The following is an 18,986-nucleotide window of genomic DNA, read 5'->3' as shown; positions in this document are numbered from 1 at the left end:
GGAGGGAACGAAACGACATGTATTCCATATTGGTTGTAGACGACGAACCGTTAATTTGCAAAGGGCTGAGCAGCTTGCTCATGTCATCAGGTCTGGCCATATCCCAGCTGTATGTCGCACATAACGGCTACGAGGCGATGGATTATTTGAGGCTGGAAGATATAGATTTGCTCGTGACGGATATTCAGATGGGTGAAATGAACGGAATCGAGCTGATGCATCAAGCCAAAATGATCAAGCCTTGGGTGCAGACGATCATCATCTCCGCCCATGAGACGTTTCAATATGCCCAGCTGGCTATTCGGCTCGGTGCAAAGGATTACCTCATTAAACCGCTGAACAGCGACCAGTTCCTCGACTCGGTGCGTAACGTACTGCTGAACACGAACAAAACAAGCCCTTCACAGGATGAGCTGCTGGCAGGCTTCCGTGAGCAATTCCACATGGAGCAGCCTTCGCCGAAGCGAACAGCACTGCTTAACAAGCTGCTGACAGATACAAAGGAGGCAGAAGCGCTCGCAACAGCAGAACTCTTGAAGCGCGAACATGCCACCGTGCTCACGGGGCCGTATTTCTCCGTGCTGCGCGTGAAGCTAAGCCGTTCCTCGGAGCTTCTGCAATATGCTGCGCTCAACATTGCGATGGAGCTGCTCGACCAAGCATGGCTTCCGGTCGCCTTCTATTCGCCGGAGGATGAGGTCAGCATCATTATTCAGTGGGACGACAAACGCTTCGAGGATAGCGGCACATCGCGGATCAACCAGCTCGACATGCTGGGTCGCAGTTTGCAATTCAACATTACGAAATACCTCGGCATGAGCTGTGTCATCGGCATCAGCCAAGTATTACGAGGGGTTCCATTCTTAAGCGAGCTCGGTGAACAAGCGCAGAAGGCGATCAGCTGGAACTACGACCATAAGGAGCTGAGCGTCTTCTATTATGGCGACTTCAATTGGAGCCGTTATGACCCGAAGCAGGACCCGACGGTGGAGGAGCTGGATGCGCAGAACAACATTATCGCCCAGAAAGCGAAGAGCTATATCGATGAGCACTATGCTCAGAAGGGGCTTACGCTTCATGAGGTGGCGCAGAAGAACCATGTCAGCCCGAATTACCTCAGCTATCTGTTCAAGAAGAACATCGGCCATAATTTATGGGAATACGTCATCAAGCTGCGCATGGAAGAGAGCCGGAAGCTGATCCTCACCACGGATCTTCGCAGGTATGAGATCGCGGAGCGGGTAGGCTATGAGTCGCCGGAGCATTTCAGTAAAATTTTCAAAAAATATTTCGGTGTCAGCCCAACGGAGCTGAAGAAGTAATATCGCCTATGATCCTCATAGAACTACACATGTTCAGCCATGACCCGCTTCTCTAGAATGAAAGTAGGCAAGCAGAAACGACGAGCCTCCAAGCGAAGTCGCCGTTTCTCCAAGGCTACAACATGAAAGAGGGGACCATATGGGAACGTCCGCGCGGTTTAAAAAACATATTTGGGGTTATTTGTTCGTCGTACCGGCAGCCGTCATCTTCATTCTGTTCTTATGGATGCCGATCGTGAAAGGATTTATTTACAGCTTCTATCAGGTCGATTTCGTCAAAGGCAATACGTTTGTCGGCTTCGATAATTTCCGGACCGTGCTGCATGATCAAGATGTATTGACAGCGGTGAAGAACACGCTGTATTATATGCTGCTCTGCCTATTGATCGGCTTCTGGGTCCCGATTGTATTCTCGATCGCGATCTCGGAGCTGAAACGGTTTCAAGGCTTCGTTCGCGTTGCGGCGTATCTGCCGAACGTCATTCCGGTAGTGGTTCTGTACGGGTTATGGCGCTGGATGTACGATCCGGTCGGTCCGATCAACGCAACCATTACGCAAGCCGGCTTCGAGCCGGTCTCCTTCATGACCGATACGAAATGGTCGATGATTTCACTCGTCTTCATGGAAACCTGGCAGCAATTCGGTGCTGCGATGCTGATTTATCTCGCAGCGGTGCTGAGTATTCCGCGTGATCTGTATGAAGCAGCGGAGATAGACGGCGCCGGCGTATGGAACCGAATTCGGCATATCACGCTGCCTTTCATTCGCAACCTGGTCGTACTCCTGCTTATTTTGCAGCTTATCGCTACCTCTCAAGGCTTCCAGTCGCAGTTCGCTATGCTGGACGGCGGACCGAACAACGCAACGCTGACCTATGCGCTGCTCATCGTCAAATACGCCTTCACAAGGCTCGATTACGGTGCGGCATCCGCGCTTGGCGTGCTCATGTTCCTCGTGCTCGGCGGACTTGCCGTCCTTCAGCACCGACTTTCCAGCAGAGAGGTGAACTAAGATGAAGAGCTTTGACCGCGGTATACTATCCCGTTACGATTTGCAGAAGACTTCCAATAAGCTGGTCTATGGCCTCATGCTGCTCGTCATTGCAGCGATGGTCTGCTCTATGCTTTATCCGATATTAGTGACGCTGCTGAACAGCTTCAAATCCAATGTGGAGGTCAACTCGTTCCCGCCGCATTTTATTCCTCAGACCTGGCAAGCGGATACGTACTCCAAAGGGTGGAACTATATTCAGCTGCCGCTCTTCTTCCGCAATACGATGATTATTTTCGGCGGTAATATGTTCGTTACGATTCTTGTGCTCGGCTTGGCTTCCTTTAGCTTGTCGAGGCTCAATATCCCGTACAATCGGGCGATTAACTTCTTCTTCCTTGCGGCCTTGTTCATCCCGCCAACGACGTACATCATCCCGAACTTCGTCAACCTGAAGGATTTGGGCTTGCTCAATACGTTCCAAGCGTTCTGGCTGCCGGCCGGGGCGAATGCCTTCTTCCTGCTGCTGCTCAAGAACTTCTTCGACGGCATCAGCCATGAGCTGTTCGAAGCGGGTCGCATCGATGGGGCGTCGGACTTCAGATTGTTTGTATCGATTGCGATTCCGCTGTCGGTGCCGATCTTCTCGACACTTGCCATCTTCGTCTTCTCCACGGCATGGAACGACTGGTTCTGGCCATCGCTGGTGATGCATACAGACCAGAAACGACCGCTTGCTACGGCGATCTATAATTACGTCATTAACGTGCGCAGGCTGGATACGAACGTGAAATTCGCGATGCTGACCATGGTCATGCTGCCGCCGATTGCCGTGTTCCTCATTTTCCAACGGTTTATTATTCGAGGGCTGCATATGGGCGGCGTCAAAGGATAGAAAGGATCACATCGTAATCGTAGACCTGCACATGATCGACATAGGAATACACATTCTGCTTTCTCTGCGCCTCTATTATGATGAGCGTGTAAGGTAAATAAACGTGAGAAGGGGATAAAACATGCGTAAGATGCGTAAGGTTTCATTCATTCTGGCAAGCATGTTTCTAATGACAGGCGTCCTGTCGGCATGCGGAAGCTCGAACGACAACAACACCGGCGAGAACAGCGGCAAGACGAACAACGCGGCCTCATCGAATACCAGCACGAACACGAATACAGCGGCTAACACAGGCGATAACACGGCTGCGGAAGAAACACCTGCCGCTAAAGTAACGATCAGCATCTACTACCCAACACCGGATTTGGTGGAGAAGAGAGCGCTTGAGGACGACAAAATCAAACGATTCACAGAGAAATATCCGAACGTTGAGATCGTGAAGAGCGAATGGCAGTACAACCCGAACGAGATCGGAATCAAGATGGGTGCGAACGAAGCACCTACATTGTTCAATACTTACGCTACAGAAGGTAAATTCCTTGCAGAGCGCGGCTGGGCAGCGGACATTACAGAGCTGTTCAACAACTATGAGTTCAAGGATCAAATGAATCCGATTCTGCAAAATCAATTCATCATCGGCGACAAAGTGTACGGCATTGCGCAGCAAGGTTATGTAACGGGCACAGTAGTGAATAAGAAAATGCTGACCGATAAAGGCGTTGCGGTTCCATCCTTCGACTGGACTTGGGACGATATGCTGAATACGGCGAAAGCGGTTGCGGAACCGAAGAAAGGGATTTCCGGTATCGCGCCAATGGGTAAAGGCAATGAAGCAGGCTGGAACTGGACTAACTTCCTGTTCGAAGCAGGCGGCGAAATTCAAACGGTTGACGGCGGCAAAGTAACGGCGGCCTTCAATTCCGAAGCAGGTCTTAAAGCGCTTGAGTTCTACCACAAGCTGGCATGGGAAGCCAGCGCGATTCCGAAGGACTTCGCACTTGGCTGGGGCGATGCAGTAGGCGCATTCGCACAGGGCAGAACGGCTATGGTTATCGCAGGTCCGGATGGACCGGTTGACCAAGGTCTGAACCAAGGCGGCATGAAGCCGGAAGACATTCTCGTGTACCCGATGCCTGCAGCAGAGAAAGGCGGCAAGCATACGGGCGTACTCGGAGGCGACTTCCTTGTTATCAATCCGAATGCTTCCAAAGAAGAGCAAGAAATGGCGTTCAACTACGCAACGTTCGATTACTTCTCCGACAAAGGCTTGGAGTCCGTTGAAGAAAGCATCAAACAACGTAAAACGGACAACAAATTCTTCATCCCGCCGGTTATCCAGTACTACAACGATAACTCGGAATATGGTCAGAAGGTAAAAGCAGTTTACGACAAATACGATAACGTGTACCAATACAGCCCGGAAATCATGAGCTTGCTTGACGGTAAACCGGAAGCACAGTTCAACACGCAAGATTACTACGCCGCCATGACGAATGTCGTGCAAGAAGTGTTCTCGAAGAAAGACGTAGACATGAAAGCAGAGCTGGATGCAGCAGCCAAAAACATGCAAGAAAAGTTCTACAACACAATCAAGGTTGAATAGGTCCGTTCGATGCAGGTCTTGAAGCCGGAATCCCGAACAAGACTCTTCCTCGCAGCAGCGCTACTTCTGGTAGCGCTGCTGTCCCTTATCTCCCTCCGAAAAGATCTATTTACCTCACAAGCAGTAACCTTTAATGAAACCGACAACTTGCTCGTGCTTGCCAATGACAGTTACGAAATCGGTTTTCAGCGGGATGCCGGCGGAATCGCCTATATCAAGGACCGAAGCACAGGCAGCAAGGTGATGCAAGGCAACCGCAAAGGAGCGCTGTGGTGGGCTTTTCTGAAAGACAACTCATCGATAAACAGCTTAGGTGCAGCGAAGTTTGACTATGAGTGGAGGAGCGGGCGTTCAGAGCTGCTGCTGCATTATGGCGGCAAGCTTGCAGTGGATGTGACCGCAACCTTCGATAAGACCAACCGCATTCAGCTTCGTGCTGAGGTGCAGAACGGTACGAATGACATCCTGCAATCGTTTCGCTTTCCCTATGAGTTGAAATTCGCAGCGGATTCGGTGGTTGACGGCCTGCTTCCGATGCTGCCTGGTGTGAAGCTGAAGCCTACTTTCTTTACCGATAACAATGCTTATGAAGGGCAGTATCCCGGTGTTATGTTTGCTTCCTATACGGCGCTGCGCACGGCAGGCGGCAATGTCGCACTTTATGATTTGGTCGGAGGTGATAAGCCTGTCGTGACGACAGAGCTTGGCTTCAAGAACCAAACGGATGATGCCGGCAAGAGCGCATTCGTGCATCAATATAACGTGTGGACGGAAGCAGGAGCGAGCTGGCGAAGTCCAACTGTAGTGCTTGAAATCGGCGGAGATTATACCGACTCGATTGCCAGCTATCGAACGCTGGGCGGGATTGACCGTTATCCTTCGCTGGATCATAAACTCGGCAACGCGAAGGCGCACACGGCGGAGCTTCCGTTAATGAAGCTGGATATTTCGGCCTTGGGCAAAGAAAAATGGGGCACGCTGACGAGCAGCTATGTGGATGCTTTGCCATACAACGGGATGCTTCATCTCGTAGGTTTCCAGACCGGCGGTCATGATGAGAATTATCCGGATTTCTTGCCTGCTGATCCGAAGTGGGGCGGCGAGGATGCTCTGGAAGCTTTCATTACAGATGCGCAGGCAAAAGGCAATCAGGTTGTGCCGTATACGAACTTCTCCTGGTGGGGCGTGCATTCTCCGACATTAGCGGCATTGCCGGATGGCGTGAAGCTGGAGGATATCGTTGTGGAGCAGGCGAATGATACGCTGCTTAAGGAAGATTACGGCGAACACAGCGGCTATGTGATGAATCTGAACCACCCGTTCGTGACGAAGCGGATTGCAGAGGAACATCAGAAGCTGCTGGACGCTGGCGTGGATGGCATTTTCGAAGATCAATGGGGAATACGCAACGCACCGTTCACGGCAGGTGAGTTGCACCCTGCGGATACGGATGCTTGGTCCGCTTATTTCGAAGGGGTTCAGCAGTATTTTGCTTCCTCTAAACATCGCATGTATACCGAAGACGGCATTGATGTGCTATCCGATAACAGCATTGGATTCATGGGAACGAACTACCTGTGGGATTTGCTCGGTTATAGGAAGAATACCGCTTCTTATACCGATTATTACCCGCTTGCCAGTATGCTGCTGCGCGATAAGGTGCTGCTCTATCAGCATGACCTTGCTGCGGAGACGATGACGGATAATAAGGATATGCTCCGCTGGAATGCGGCGATGGGGTACAACTTAAGCGGCGATTTGTATACCGGTACCACGAATCCATGGATCACTCTGATCGGAGTATTCCAGAAGTACGTGCTTGCAGATTATGCCGATGCACTCGTTCAGCGTTATGATGCGGTCGATGCCACCACGACGAGGACGGATTTCGGGACGCATATCGTCACGGCGAACTGGGATACTCAGAAGCCTTATACGATGGATGAGCAGACGACACTCACAGCGGGCGGTTTCGATATTGCTTCGGTGTCCGGAAAAGTACGGGCAGGCAGCTATGCGAGATACAATGGTTACGAGCTTGATCCCGGTGAGCATTATTTGGCCGAGATTCGTGCGGACAAGGAAATTCGCGTCTATCAGCCGATCGGTTCCGATACAACGCTGCGGATTAAGCCGATGAAAGGCTGGAAGCATGCCCATGCTGCAGCTTACGAGGCAGATGGCACGGAAATCGCCGAATTGCCTGTTGCAGAATCAGGGGAGTGGCTGATGGTAGATTTTATTGCCAACATGGGCGGTAAGATGGCGGCCTATGTCGCGATTACGCCTTCAGATGATGGGAGTCCTGTAAAGGATTCGCCGTTCAAGAAGGTGAGGGTACTGGAGAACCTTGCTCAGGGGCATGAGCTTCAATCGAGTACGAACACGAATACGGAGCTGATTGCAAAGCTGGCAGGAGACGGCGACCCTTTCACCTATTGGGAAAGTGTCTCGAACAAATTCCCGCAATCGTTAATCGTTGATCTCGGCGACAAGAAGCAGCTTGGGCGAGTCGTATTGAAGCTGCCGCCGCTTGATGCGTGGGCAGCACGGGATCAGTCCATTGCGGTGCAAGGCAGTGATGACGGTGAGCACTATACCGTCATCAAAGCGCTAGACACCTACACCTTTGATCCTGCGAAGGAGAATACGGTTGAAATTGTGCTGGATGGAGCGAGCTCTCGTTATGTGTTGCTCACCGTGGAGGGCAACACAGGCTGGCCGGCGGCTCAAATTTCTGAATTTGAAGTGTATGGACCGTGAAAACGTCAGATATCGTCACAAAAACGCATGCTTTTACAGATGCGTTTCTTCTTTTTCCTGTTATAATAAGAGATAAGACGGATGACGGGTGGCAAAGGAGAATTGCCGTGAATGAAGCGCAATTAGTGATGTTATCGAGGCAAGGCGATGAAACGGCCTTTAACAAATTGGTCGAGCTCTACAAGGATAAATTATCCCGTATGGCGCATCGAATACTTCGCAGTAAGAGTGATACCGAGGATGTCGTTCAGGAAACGTTTCTCAAGGTGTATTTGAACCTGAACCGCTTTGATGAGAATAAACGATTCTCGACATGGATTTTCCATATCGGGAAGAACATTTGCCTGGATCTTCTTCGTCGCCGCAAAACCCCGCCGCTGCCGCTGGACCAGCCTGTCTTAGCCCAGTCCGATCAAGCGCTCTCTCTCCATGATGTCATTGCGCATGCATCGCTCTCTCCGGAAGGAGAAGTGATCGAACGCGAGCTTTCGTCGAAGATGGCGGAGCTCATCGATAAGCTGCCGGATAAATATAGAAGCGTTGTCTATCAGCGTTACGTACTGGAGATGTCGATGGAGGATATCAGCATTGCGAACAATATCCCTGTGAACACAGTGAAGTCGCGTATTCATCGCGGGAAAGATTTCATGAAGAAACGTTGGGGCAAGACGCTCCTCATCTATTCTCTGCTGTTGTTTAGCTTCTTCTAAACGATAAAGCGTGTTTGAATGGAACGGCTCATTCGCACGCTTTTTTTGCGGATTGCGGCCGGTTGCGGGTCTGATGAAGGACAGTGTGAATAGTTGGGTTCCAGTTCTGGGATACTATGGTTGGTTTTAGCCGGGATTACGCAATATTTACATAATGGATTGTCGTATTTATGGATAGCCAATTCTGGTACATAGCGGTATAATATCCATACGGATTGCGCGAAAATTGTCGATTTTTGATATATTTGAGCAATTGAGAGAGAGATTACACATAAGACTAGGAGAGAAACAGATGAAAAAAGGGATTCTGCTTGCTGTAGTACTTATTTTAATGTCTTCATTGTTCGTCGCATGTGGTAAGAAAGACAACAACACGGCCGATAACTCAACGAACACGAGTAATTCGGGCAATGCAAGTGAACAAGCTCCTACGAAGAAAGTCGCACTTGTTCTTCCAGAGAAAATCGGCGTTAACGCCTTCTTCGTACAAATGGACGAGGGCTTCAAGAAAGCAGGCAAAGAGTTTAACGTAGAAGTAAAAACAATCGAATCGACTGACCCTGCCGCATTCGAGCAGAACCTTCGTTCGACGGTTGCAGAGAACTACGATATGATCATTACCGCTACATTCCAAGCGGAAGATGCACTGAAGAAAGTGGCTGCCGAGAATCCGGACAAACCATTCGCGATTATCGACACCGTAGTAGATCTGCCGAATGTACGCAGTGTTGTATTCCGTGAGTACGAAGCATCGTACCTCTTGGGCGCAGCTGCAGGTCTTTCCACCAAAACGAATAAAGTCGGCATGGTTGTTGCAATTGACGCGCCGCTTCTGAAGAAATATACAGAAGGTTTTGCTCAAGGCTTGAAATACACGAACCCTAATGCTGAAATGCTCATCAACTATGTAGGCGGATTTACGGATCCGGCGAAAGCGAAAGAGCTTGCATTGCTTCAATTCTCTAAAGGCGCTGACTTCATCGCAGGCGCATCGGCAGTAGGCGACCTTGGCGTGTTCGAGGCTGCGAAAGAGAAAGGCTTCTTCACTTCCGGTCAAGACATCGACAACACCGGCGTTGACCCCGAGCATGTTGTCCTTGCACAGCTGAAAGGTACTGACACAGTTGCATATGAAACGGTTAAATCTTTTGCAGAAGGCAACTTTGCTTACGGAGCAGTTGATTACGGTTTGAAGGAAGACGGCGTTGGTCTTACTTATGTAACAAGAGACAGCCAATCTCCTCTGAATCCGTTTATCGGACAAGCAACCGTCGATAAAGTAAAAGCAATCAAAGATGATATCGTATCCGGTAAACTGGTTGTTAAGAACCCGCTGAACCCATAATGTTACCTGCCGGCTGTATGAACATACAGCCGGTTTCTTCCTATTTACACGGTATGAGAGGAGAAGAACGGCCGAATGTTGCTTAGCATGGAGAATATTACGAAGGCTTACGGTCCTGTGAAAGCCAATACCGATATCAATTTTACGCTGAACAAAGGTGAAATTCATGCGCTCGTCGGCGAGAATGGCGCTGGCAAAACAACGCTCATGCGTATTCTGTACGGCATGGAGAAGCCGACCAGCGGCTCCATTCAGATTAACGGTGAAGAGCGGCATTTCGCAACGCCTTCTGATGCCATTCGCAGCGGAATTGGCATGGTGCATCAGCATTTCATGCTGTTTCCCTCTTTCACGGTAGCCGAGAACATCGTCATCGGACGTGAGCCGAGCTCCGGTATCGGATTTAACCGCAAGGCTGCAATTGCAGAGGTGGAAGAGCTGTCGCGCCAATATGGCATGCCGGTTGACCCGCGCAAGAAAACGTCGGCTTGTTCGCTTGGCGTCCAGCAGCGTGTTGAAATCTTGAAGGTGCTTCATCAAGGTGCGGACATTATTATTCTGGATGAACCGACTGGCGTTCTGACGCCGCTTGAAGTGAAGGAGCTGCTTGTTTCGATTAAACGGCTCGCGGCACAAGGGAAAAGCTTCATTATCATCAGCCACAAGCTGCAAGAGATCATGGATGTTGCGGACCGGATTACGGTGCTTCGCGATGGTCGTGTGACCGGCGTTGTGGATGCCAAGCATACAAGCGTTGAACAAATCTCAAGGCTGATGGTCGGGCGCGATTTGGTTGAGATGACCCGTACAGCGCCTGATCTGGGCACGGCAGTGCTGGAAGTAAAGTCGCTTACGGTGAATGGCGATAAAGGGAAGCCGCTTGTGAACGATGTCAATCTATCGGTCAGAGCCGGCGAGATCGTCGGTATTGCCGGGATTTCCGGCAATGGTCAATCCGAACTGATCGGGGCGATCGCGGGTCTCGTAGATATCGGGAGCGGCCAAGTGATGCTCGCAGGCAAAGAGATTACGGGAGCTCCGGTGCGGAAGATTCGGGAGCTTGGGCTTGCCCATATTCCGGAGGACCGCTATCAATGGGGAGCGGCGAAGGATGCGACCGTTGTTGAGAACGGCGTGATGGGACATGCCCGCAGAGAGCAGCGTTACGGCTTGCTGCGTGGACGGAGCATTCGTTCCATGGTGGAAGGCTGGATTAAGCAGTTTGAGATCAAGACCGGTTCGCCGGATACGAAAGCACAGTTTCTCTCCGGTGGTAACCTGCAGAAGCTGATCGTAGCCAGAGAGCTGGCACAAGGTACACCGTTTCTTATTGCGGCTGAACCAACGCGCGGCGTCGATGTTGGGGCGATGGAGATTATTCATGGCGAGCTGATCAAGAAACGGAATGAGAAAGGCGCAATTCTGCTTGTTTCGTCGGAGCTGACGGAAATTCTGAAGCTGTCTGATCGTATTCTGGTCATGAATGAAGGCCGGATCGTTGGCGAGCTGCGTGCAGAGGAAGCGACCGAAGAACGGATTAGTTTATTGATGGCAGGAGGTAAGCAGGCTTGAAAAGTAAACTCACCCAATTTGCAGGCTCGCTCTTCCAGCCGGTTATTGCTGTCATCCTTGGCTTGCTGATTGGTGCAATTGCCATCTCGCTTGTTGGCGGATCCATTATGGAAACCTACGCGGAGATGTGGAAAGGTGCATTCGGCAGCTTCTACTTTGTAACGAATACGCTGTCCCGCGCAACGCCGATTATCTTGGTCGGACTTGGCGCGACGCTTGCCTTCAGAGCGGGGTTCTTCAACCTTGGTGCAGAAGGACAAATGATCCTTGGGGGACTTAGCGCGGCATTAATCGCCTTATATGTTCCGGGTCCCGGTTGGTACAGGCTCATCATGGCACTGGTTGCCGGTATTCTGGCAGGCGGAATTTGGTCTGCTTTTGCCGGATGGATGGATGCGAAATTCCGCATGAATTTGCTAATTACGACGCTGCTGCTCAACTATATTGCTTCCTTGTTTGCCGGCTATTTGGTAGCTTATCCGCTGAAGGATACATCCGGCTCGGCGGCAATGTCGCAAACGAAGATGATCGAGCAGAGCGTCTGGCTTCCTAAATTGTTTCAAGGCATGAGTCTTCATGCCGGATTTATTATTGCGATTCTAGGTGCAGTGCTGCTGTATCTGTATATGAAATACACGGTGAGCGGCTATGAAACGCGCATGCTCGGCAATAACCCGCTGTTCGCCGCTTATGGCGGCGTGCAGCGCGGCAAGCTGATGCTCTACAGCATGATTGCCAGCGGCGGCTTCGCAGGCTTGGCCGGTGCAGTAGAAGTGCTTGGTACGCAGTACCGCTATTTGGATGGATCGCTGTCCACGCCGGGCTATGCTTGGTCGGGGATTATGGCGACGCTGCTCGCAGGCTCGCATCCGCTTGGCACCGCATTCTCAGCTTTATTGCTGGCAGCCTTGCAAACCGGCGGTATGGGCGTAGAACGTAATACCGAGGTTCCGCTTGAGATTGCGAGTGTTATCCAAGCTACGCTGATTCTCTTCGTCTCGGCTAAATTAAGCTACGGCTTCTTAAAACGCAGGAAAGCGAGGGCTCAAGGTGGAACAATTACTTGATGCTTCACTGTTTAACTCTGCCCTACGAATGGTGACGCCCATTCTGCTTGCCGCTCTCGGCGGCGCGATTTGCTCGCGCGTCGGACTGTTTAATGTAGGCTTGGAAGGGCTTGTGCTGTTCGGCGCTTTCTTCGCGATCGTCGGCAATTACCTGATGGGTAACGTGTGGCTGGCTGTCGCGTTTGCGGTCGTTTGCGTCATGTTATTCTCGATGATATTTGCTTATCTAAGCATCCAGCTTAGGGCCAATGTCATCATAGTCGGGATATCGCTTAATTTCTTGGCTCTGGGCTTAACCTCATTCAGTTTGAGAGCCATCTTCAATGTTAAAGGTGCTTATTACGATAAGAACATGCAAGGTTTACCCGCATGGGATATCCCGCTAATCAAAGATATTCCGTGGCTTGGCGATGTTTTATCCGGGCATTCGCCGCTTGTGTATGCTGCATTCCTGCTCGTCTTCGTGTTTCAATATTTCTTGTTTAGAACGGTATCCGGCTTCCGGCTGCTGGCTGTCGGCGAGAATCCGATTGCCGCGCGCAGCATTGGCATTAAGTCCAAACGCATTCAATACGGCGCTGTGTTGATTTGCGGTGTATTATGCGGCTTGGCCGGCGCCCAGCTGTCGCTTGGACAAGTGACGATGTTCACGGAAAATATGACGGCGGGCCGCGGGTTTATCGCCCTTGTCGCGACGATGCTTGGTCAATCGAATCCGATTGGCGTTGGCGCATCCAGCTTGTTGTTCGGATTTATGGATGCGATCAGTATTCGGCTGCAGGGCTTGGCGCTGCCGACCAATTTTACAAATATGCTGCCGTATGTCGTGACGCTTGTGATGATGTTCTTCTTCAAGGATAAGAGTTATCTTGCGGAAGCGCGCAAAGCGAATGAAAGCTCCCGTTAATGAAATATACTAGTATTGCTCAAGGAGGGAAAATAAAGTGAATAATAAAGCAGAACGCTTGAAGAAAGCGAAACCGATTACGCAAGTAGAAGTAGATGCAACGCTAGCGCATCGCTTGCCGCCGGGCCAAGCTCTAACAGAGCGCTTCCCGATCCTGCATGAAGGGGAAGTGCCGAATTATTCGCTGCCGGACTGGAGACTTCGCATCTTCGGTGAAGTGGAGAAGGAAATGGAATTCTCGCTGGAGCAGTTGAAGGCGATGAAGCAATCTGAGGTTCTATGCGATATTCACTGCGTTACGCGCTGGTCGAAGTTCGATACGACGTGGGAAGGCGTGAAGTTCAAAGATTTGCTGCCTTTGCTCGGCGTGAAGCCGGAAGCTCGCTATGTGATGATCCATGCGGATAACGATTATGAGACGAATGTGCCGATTGAGGATTTGATGGGCGATGATATCCTGCTTGCTTTCTTGTTCGACGGTGAGCCGTTGACGCCTAAGCATGGTTTCCCTCTCCGTCTTGTTGTGCCGCATTTGTACTTCTGGAAGAGTGCGAAGTGGATTACGGGCATCGAGTTTATGAAGGAAGACCGCCCGGGCTTCTGGGAGCGCAACGGCTTCCATAACGTAGCCGACCCGTTCCGCGAGGAGCGTTTCTCCGGCGAAGATCTTGGTCTACCGGAAGATCTGTGGAAAGATGTGGACTTCGACTAATGACACTAATGCCTATACTACAAATTCATAGCGAGGATGCGGCGGATTACGCGATTGTATGCGGGGATCCGAAACGCGCCGAGCTGATTTCGAAGAAGCTGGACAATGCGCGAGAGTTGGCGTTCAGCCGTGAATATCGGACGTTCACCGGTGAGATCGATGGTGTGCGTATCTTGGTTACAAGCCATGGCGTCGGCTCTGCCGGGGCAGCGGTCTGCTTCGAGGAGCTGATCCGCGCAGGCGTGAAGACGCTGATCCGCGTGGGCACGGCCGGTTCGTATTCGGCTGACCATCCTGCGGGCAGCCTCATCGTCAGTACCGCTGCGGTACGTGCAGAGGGACTGACTCGCCAGCTCGTGCCGGACGGCTTCCCGGCCGTCGGTGACAGCGATGTCGTCAGTGCTCTGTACGCCGCTGCTCAGGAGAGCGAAGGCATCGTGAAGAAAGGCATCACCGTTTCGCTGGATGCCTTCTTCACCGGGGTGGAAGAGATTCCGCACCGCAAGTATAAGCAAGCGGGCGCACTCGCCGTGGAGATGGAGATCGCGGCGCTGTATGTCGTCGCGACGCTTCGCGGTGCGCGTGCCGGCGCAATCGTCGCGCTGGACGGCTACGCCGACAGCGACCTCGCGGAGGTGTACGACCCGCACACGAACGTGGTAGCGGACGCCGTCGAGCGTGAAATCGCTGCAGCACTGCGCGCTGTTGTGATGCTGGCGGGACAAGCTCAGTAGTAGGTAAAGCCGTTTCAAAAGTGTGCTATGCGACTTTTGAAACGGCTTTTTTGCTGCGCGCGTGTCGCGCGTGGTGACCTGATGATGCTCGCCGCAGCAGGCTTCACGGATGCTCGCGCCAGCAGGCCTCGCGGATGCACGCGCCAGCTGGCTACGCGGATGCTCGCATCAGCTGGCATCGCGGATGATCCCACTGTAAGTTTCGCGGGGGATCATTGGGGAGCGTTGGCGCTAACGAACCACAGAGGTCTTATATTAGCCCAATTGCTCGTTTTGAAAATCTAACGAACCCTACAGGCCTTATCTGGTCTCAAAATGCCCAATTCCACTCCATTTCCCCTGAATAAGACCCCCACGGTTCGTTAGAGCAATCTCGTGGCAGCGCCAATTAGATCAGGCAAAGCAAGCCATCCAGCTAGGTCCCCGAGTAAGAAACCCAACTCTCGGATCATTAAAATTGTTGCATAAATGGCAACAAATTTCCCGCTTAGCTGCCCTCGAACCACAAAATCATGCAGAAAAAGCAGCATTGTAGTCTGCTAAGACGCAGATTGGCGGGTTCAGAGGCAAAATGATGCATAATGCGCAACAATCCTCTGCACAGACCGAAATTCCTTCGGAAATGTTGCACAAAATGCAGCATTCTCCACTTTTGCGAACGAGACAACGTACCCAACTACCCCCCCGCCAAATCCAAGCCAACTGGCAGTTCAACTAACCGGTTAAAAAGAGCTGTTTGTCCGCTTCCGCTTCTCTCTGGTATATTGAGTGAGGTGGTGCAACAAGCAGTGAAGTAGAAGGAGCGGTCAGCGCATATATGAATCCCATCAGGCGGTTCTCACAACTATTCTCCTCATTTAGCGATATGCCGATGGAACGCAAGCTGTTGCTTGTTTTCCTGGTGCTGATTACATTGCCGCTGACGTTCATTGGGGCGGTTTCCTTTCGCAATTATTCCGATTCGATTGAACAGAACACCATCGCGTATTCCACTACGATGCTGGGCAACATGATGGACCGCGTGGATGATTATATCGACGATATGAGCCGGATTTCTTCCATTCCCGCCTATCAGGATGATATAAAGCAAAACCTGATCAAATCCGGCAAATACCATGAGCAGCGTGCGCAATATTCCTCGGATGAGAACAGCGGCGCGCCGCCGATGGATTTTGATTTGCTGTTGGCGATTCAGCGCGGCATTGAAGGCAATATTTCGTTTATCAATACGATCAAGCGAGGCGCTACGTCGGTCTATATTTTCGATCAATATGGAAACGGTTACTATTCGACGAAGTCCGGCGGCATCCGCATGAACATTAAGGAAAGCTACCAGTACTGGATGGAGCGTGCGGCCGATTCCAAAGGGGAAGCGCTGCTGATCAGCACCCAGAAGTATACAAGTAATTTGAAGAGCACCCGTTATGCCTTTACCGTGGTTCGCAAAATTATCGACAAATCGCTGCATGATATCGGCCTAATCGCCGTCGATGCCAACATCAACGTAATTGAAGACCAAATTGTCAAATTCGATGGGGTTACGCACGGCAAATCGTTCATCTTCGATGCACTCGGCAATGTGATCTACGATAGCGATAAGAAGCTGTTGGCTACGAATATTAGCGACATGAAGATGGTGAAGATGGCGCAAGGGGAGAAAGGTAGTTTCTACCTGGAGGAAAACGGTGAGAAGCATCTCTATATCTTCACCACTTCTCCGCATACGGATTGGAAGGTGATCACGTCCATCCCGGTGAAGGAGCTGACGCGCAATACGGCTGTCATCCGCAATGTGACGTGGATTCTCACGTTCTTAACGATTGGCATCGCGCTGCTCATCTCGATCTTCTTCTCGTTTGCACTGACGAAGCCGCTGCGGAAGATGATGAAGTTGATGAGAAAAGTACAAGAGGGCGACTTCAGCGTTCAATTCCAAGTCAAACACCGTGATGAAATCGGGCAGCTCGGCAACCAGTTCAACCGGATGATTCTGCGCATCGATGATCTCATTCGAGACATTTACCTGATGGAAACGAAGAAGAAGGAAGCGGAGCTGCATGCGCTGCAAAGCCAGATCAATCCTCATTTCATGTACAATACGCTGGAGTCGATTCGGATGGCCGCGGAGCTCAATGATGATACGGATGCAGCGGATATGCTGGCGATTCTCGGGAAGCTGCTGCGTTACAGCATCAGCGATCTCAATGAAGAAGTCATTCTCGGCAGCGAGATTAATCATATTCGGTACTACGTGGACATTCTGAATTACCGTTATCCAGGCCGCTTCGAGCTGAAGGTAAATGCACCTGATGAGCTGATGAGCTACTCGCTGATTAAGCTCGTACTTCAGCCGATTGTAGAAAATGCGATTTACCACGGTATGGACGATAACAAGCCGAAGATGGTCATTGAGGCGTCGGCATGGAAGACCGAGCAAGCTGTATTCGTTCAGCTTACCGACGATGGAATTGGGATGGACGAGAAGACGCTGGAGCGTTTGAACGGTAGTTTGAACGGTGTGCTTTTGCTTGAAGGCGGTTATTCGGATTCGCATCGAACCGGAATCGGGCTGCGGAATGTCAATGAACGCATTAAGCTGCATTATGGTACAAACTATGGCATTCAAGTGAAGAGTCGGCCCGGCATGGGGACACAAGTGATGCTGCGGCTGCCTGTCGTGGGAGGAGAAGTGGAATGAAGATGCCGGTTCTAGCATCCAAACGTATCAAATACACCTTGGCAGCTGCTGTACTCGGCAGCTCCATGCTGACAAGCTGTGCATCCCATCAAACTGCTGACAAGACTCCGCCGCCTTCTCCTAGTATCAAGGAGGAGAACACAGATGGTTTGAAACAAATCACGATGCTGACGAATCGGGTTGACCTTGTGGAGAACGGCGTCTTTCAGAAGTACGCGGATAAGTTTGAAGCGAAGCATCCCGGTACACATGTCGAGTTTGAAGGTCTGACCAATTATGCCAGCGATATTCTCGTCAGGCTGTCGACGCGGAGCACGGGAGATGTGCTGCTGCTGCCGAACAACCTGCCTAATGAGGATTTAATCAATTATTTTGAACCGCTGAATGATAGTCTCTTCGAGCATACACGGTTTGCCGATTTCAAATCCTATCGCGGTGAACGGTATGGGATTGCAACAGGTGCCGCTACGGATGGTATTGTGTACAATAAAACGGCTTTTCTGAGAGCCGGCATTACGAAGGTACCTGCGACACTGGAGGAGTTCTATGCCGCTTGTGCCAAGCTGAAGCGATTAGGCATCGTGCCAATCTATCTGAACTATGGCGCGCAGTGGCCGATGTCGTCTTGGGGTGAGAATTTAGTCAGTTATATGACCGGGAATGCGAATTACTTGAACCAGATGACAGCATCTGATCAGCCGTTCACCAACGAAAATCCATGGGGTCAGACAATTACAATTGTCAAAACCCTGATTAATAAAGGCTACGTCGAGAAGGACCTCTTCACGAACAACTGGGAGATGTCCAAAGGCGAGGTGGCTAAAGGAAATGCGGGCATGTATTTCCTGGGCAATTGGGTAATCAATCAAGTGATTGCAGCAGGAGGAAGCTCCGAGGATCTCGGTTTCTTCCCATTCCCGTATAATAACAATGCGGAGCGGTATGCGCCGCTTAGTCCGGATTGGTTTCTTGGTGTAAGCAAATTCAGCGAAAATAAAGAGCTCGCCGAAGCGTGGGTGAACTTCTTCGTGAAGGAGTCCGGTTATGTGGACGATTCCGGTTTCCTGCCGGTCGATACGACGAAGACGTCTCAGCTGCCGCAAATCCGGCAGTTTCTAACCTTTGATCCCATCTTCGTCGAACGGCAGCCGCCAAGCGATGATTTCTTGAATATTTCGGCGAAGGCCCAGATGGCATTCTGGTCCGGCGATTACGTCCAGGAGTGGGTCGCGGCGCCGGACCTGAAGGTATCCTTCCAGAGCTACAATGTGAGATGGGCAGAAGCAAGGAAGCTTGTACTGGGGATAGAAGTGTCGAATAAGAAGCAGTCGACTGAGCAATCGACGGATAACGCAGCTGTTGAAGAAGCCGATAAGAAGAAGTAGCAGCAGTTTCGCTTAATAAATAAATTGTAATATTTTCCCTCGTTAACTATACTGGGTATAACTTAAAGGAATGGTGGGATTAGGGCATTGTTGATCGAATAGGTTTCCAGGCAGCAGGTATCGCGTCATAGCGAACTGAATAACCATGAACGAGAGCGGTGTCGGCCTCCGGTAGAGTGAGGTTTGCTTAGCTATGCGGACGTTTATGGGTGTCTGAATCGAACCTATTGATCATCATTGCTCCGTGTAGACTGTTCTAGTGAGACGTTATTTACGTCCCGT

Annotated in this window: 15 protein-coding genes; all 15 read left to right on the top strand. The window is 51.0% G+C overall.

Features of this window, described 5'->3' with window-relative positions; all coding sequences use genetic code 11:
- Positions 1-17 precede the first annotated feature (17 nt).
- On the top strand, positions 18-1,322 hold the full coding sequence (locus AC0YNS_RS18445) for a response regulator transcription factor (protein ID WP_475782422.1): 1,305 nt from the start codon (positions 18-20) through the stop codon (positions 1,320-1,322).
- Between the two features lie 139 nt (positions 1,323-1,461).
- Positions 1,462-2,334 carry a carbohydrate ABC transporter permease gene (locus AC0YNS_RS18440; RefSeq protein ID WP_475782421.1) on the top strand — a complete coding sequence of 291 codons (873 nt, stop codon included), beginning with the start codon at positions 1,462-1,464 and terminating at the stop codon, positions 2,332-2,334.
- 1 nt (position 2,335) lies between these two features.
- Positions 2,336-3,208, top strand: a complete 873-nt coding sequence (locus AC0YNS_RS18435; protein WP_475782420.1) for a carbohydrate ABC transporter permease — start codon at positions 2,336-2,338, stop codon at positions 3,206-3,208.
- Between the two features lie 130 nt (positions 3,209-3,338).
- On the top strand, positions 3,339-4,811 hold the full coding sequence (locus AC0YNS_RS18430; protein WP_475782480.1) for an ABC transporter substrate-binding protein: 1,473 nt from the start codon (positions 3,339-3,341) through the stop codon (positions 4,809-4,811).
- Positions 4,812-4,820: 9 nt separating this feature from the next.
- Positions 4,821-7,574: a discoidin domain-containing protein gene (locus tag AC0YNS_RS18425; RefSeq protein ID WP_475782419.1), complete on the top strand. Its 2,754-nt coding sequence runs from the start codon at positions 4,821-4,823 to the stop codon at positions 7,572-7,574.
- Positions 7,575-7,681: 107 nt separating this feature from the next.
- A complete protein-coding gene (locus AC0YNS_RS18420) occupies positions 7,682-8,284 on the top strand; it encodes a sigma-70 family RNA polymerase sigma factor (RefSeq protein ID WP_475782418.1) in 603 nt (200 codons plus the stop codon).
- A 292-nt stretch (positions 8,285-8,576) separates the two neighbouring features.
- Entirely contained in the window at positions 8,577-9,629 is a 1,053-nt protein-coding gene (locus AC0YNS_RS18415) for a BMP family lipoprotein (RefSeq protein WP_475782417.1), read from the top strand.
- Positions 9,630-9,704: 75 nt separating this feature from the next.
- Positions 9,705-11,201: an ABC transporter ATP-binding protein gene (locus AC0YNS_RS18410; RefSeq protein WP_475782416.1), complete on the top strand. Its 1,497-nt coding sequence runs from the start codon at positions 9,705-9,707 to the stop codon at positions 11,199-11,201.
- Positions 11,198-12,268 (top strand): ABC transporter permease, encoded by a 1,071-nt coding sequence (locus AC0YNS_RS18405; RefSeq protein ID WP_475782415.1) that lies wholly within the window; start codon positions 11,198-11,200, stop codon positions 12,266-12,268. The genes AC0YNS_RS18410 and AC0YNS_RS18405 overlap by 4 nt, the downstream gene beginning before the upstream one ends.
- Positions 12,252-13,175 carry an ABC transporter permease gene (locus tag AC0YNS_RS18400; protein WP_475782414.1) on the top strand — a complete coding sequence of 308 codons (924 nt, stop codon included), beginning with the start codon at positions 12,252-12,254 and terminating at the stop codon, positions 13,173-13,175. Before AC0YNS_RS18405 ends, AC0YNS_RS18400 begins: the two co-directional genes overlap by 17 nt.
- Before the next feature lie 37 nt (positions 13,176-13,212).
- Positions 13,213-13,887, top strand: a complete 675-nt coding sequence (locus tag AC0YNS_RS18395) for a sulfite oxidase-like oxidoreductase (RefSeq protein WP_475782413.1) — start codon at positions 13,213-13,215, stop codon at positions 13,885-13,887.
- Positions 13,887-14,621, top strand: coding sequence for a nucleoside phosphorylase (locus AC0YNS_RS18390; RefSeq protein ID WP_475782412.1), 735 nt, complete (start codon positions 13,887-13,889; stop codon positions 14,619-14,621). Before AC0YNS_RS18395 ends, AC0YNS_RS18390 begins: the two co-directional genes overlap by 1 nt.
- 36 nt (positions 14,622-14,657) lie before the next feature.
- Positions 14,658-14,906 (top strand): hypothetical protein, encoded by a 249-nt coding sequence (locus AC0YNS_RS18385; RefSeq protein ID WP_475782411.1) that lies wholly within the window; start codon positions 14,658-14,660, stop codon positions 14,904-14,906.
- A gap of 532 nt (positions 14,907-15,438) precedes the next feature.
- Entirely contained in the window at positions 15,439-17,319 is a 1,881-nt protein-coding gene (locus AC0YNS_RS18380; protein WP_475782410.1) for a cache domain-containing sensor histidine kinase, read from the top strand.
- Positions 17,316-18,704, top strand: a complete 1,389-nt coding sequence (locus AC0YNS_RS18375; protein ID WP_475782409.1) for an ABC transporter substrate-binding protein — start codon at positions 17,316-17,318, stop codon at positions 18,702-18,704. Before AC0YNS_RS18380 ends, AC0YNS_RS18375 begins: the two co-directional genes overlap by 4 nt.
- The last annotated feature ends 282 nt before the right edge of the window (positions 18,705-18,986 follow it).

Source organism: Paenibacillus sp. J22FR21 (assembly GCF_056269135.1).
This window is presented reverse-complemented; position numbering and strand designations above follow the sequence as displayed.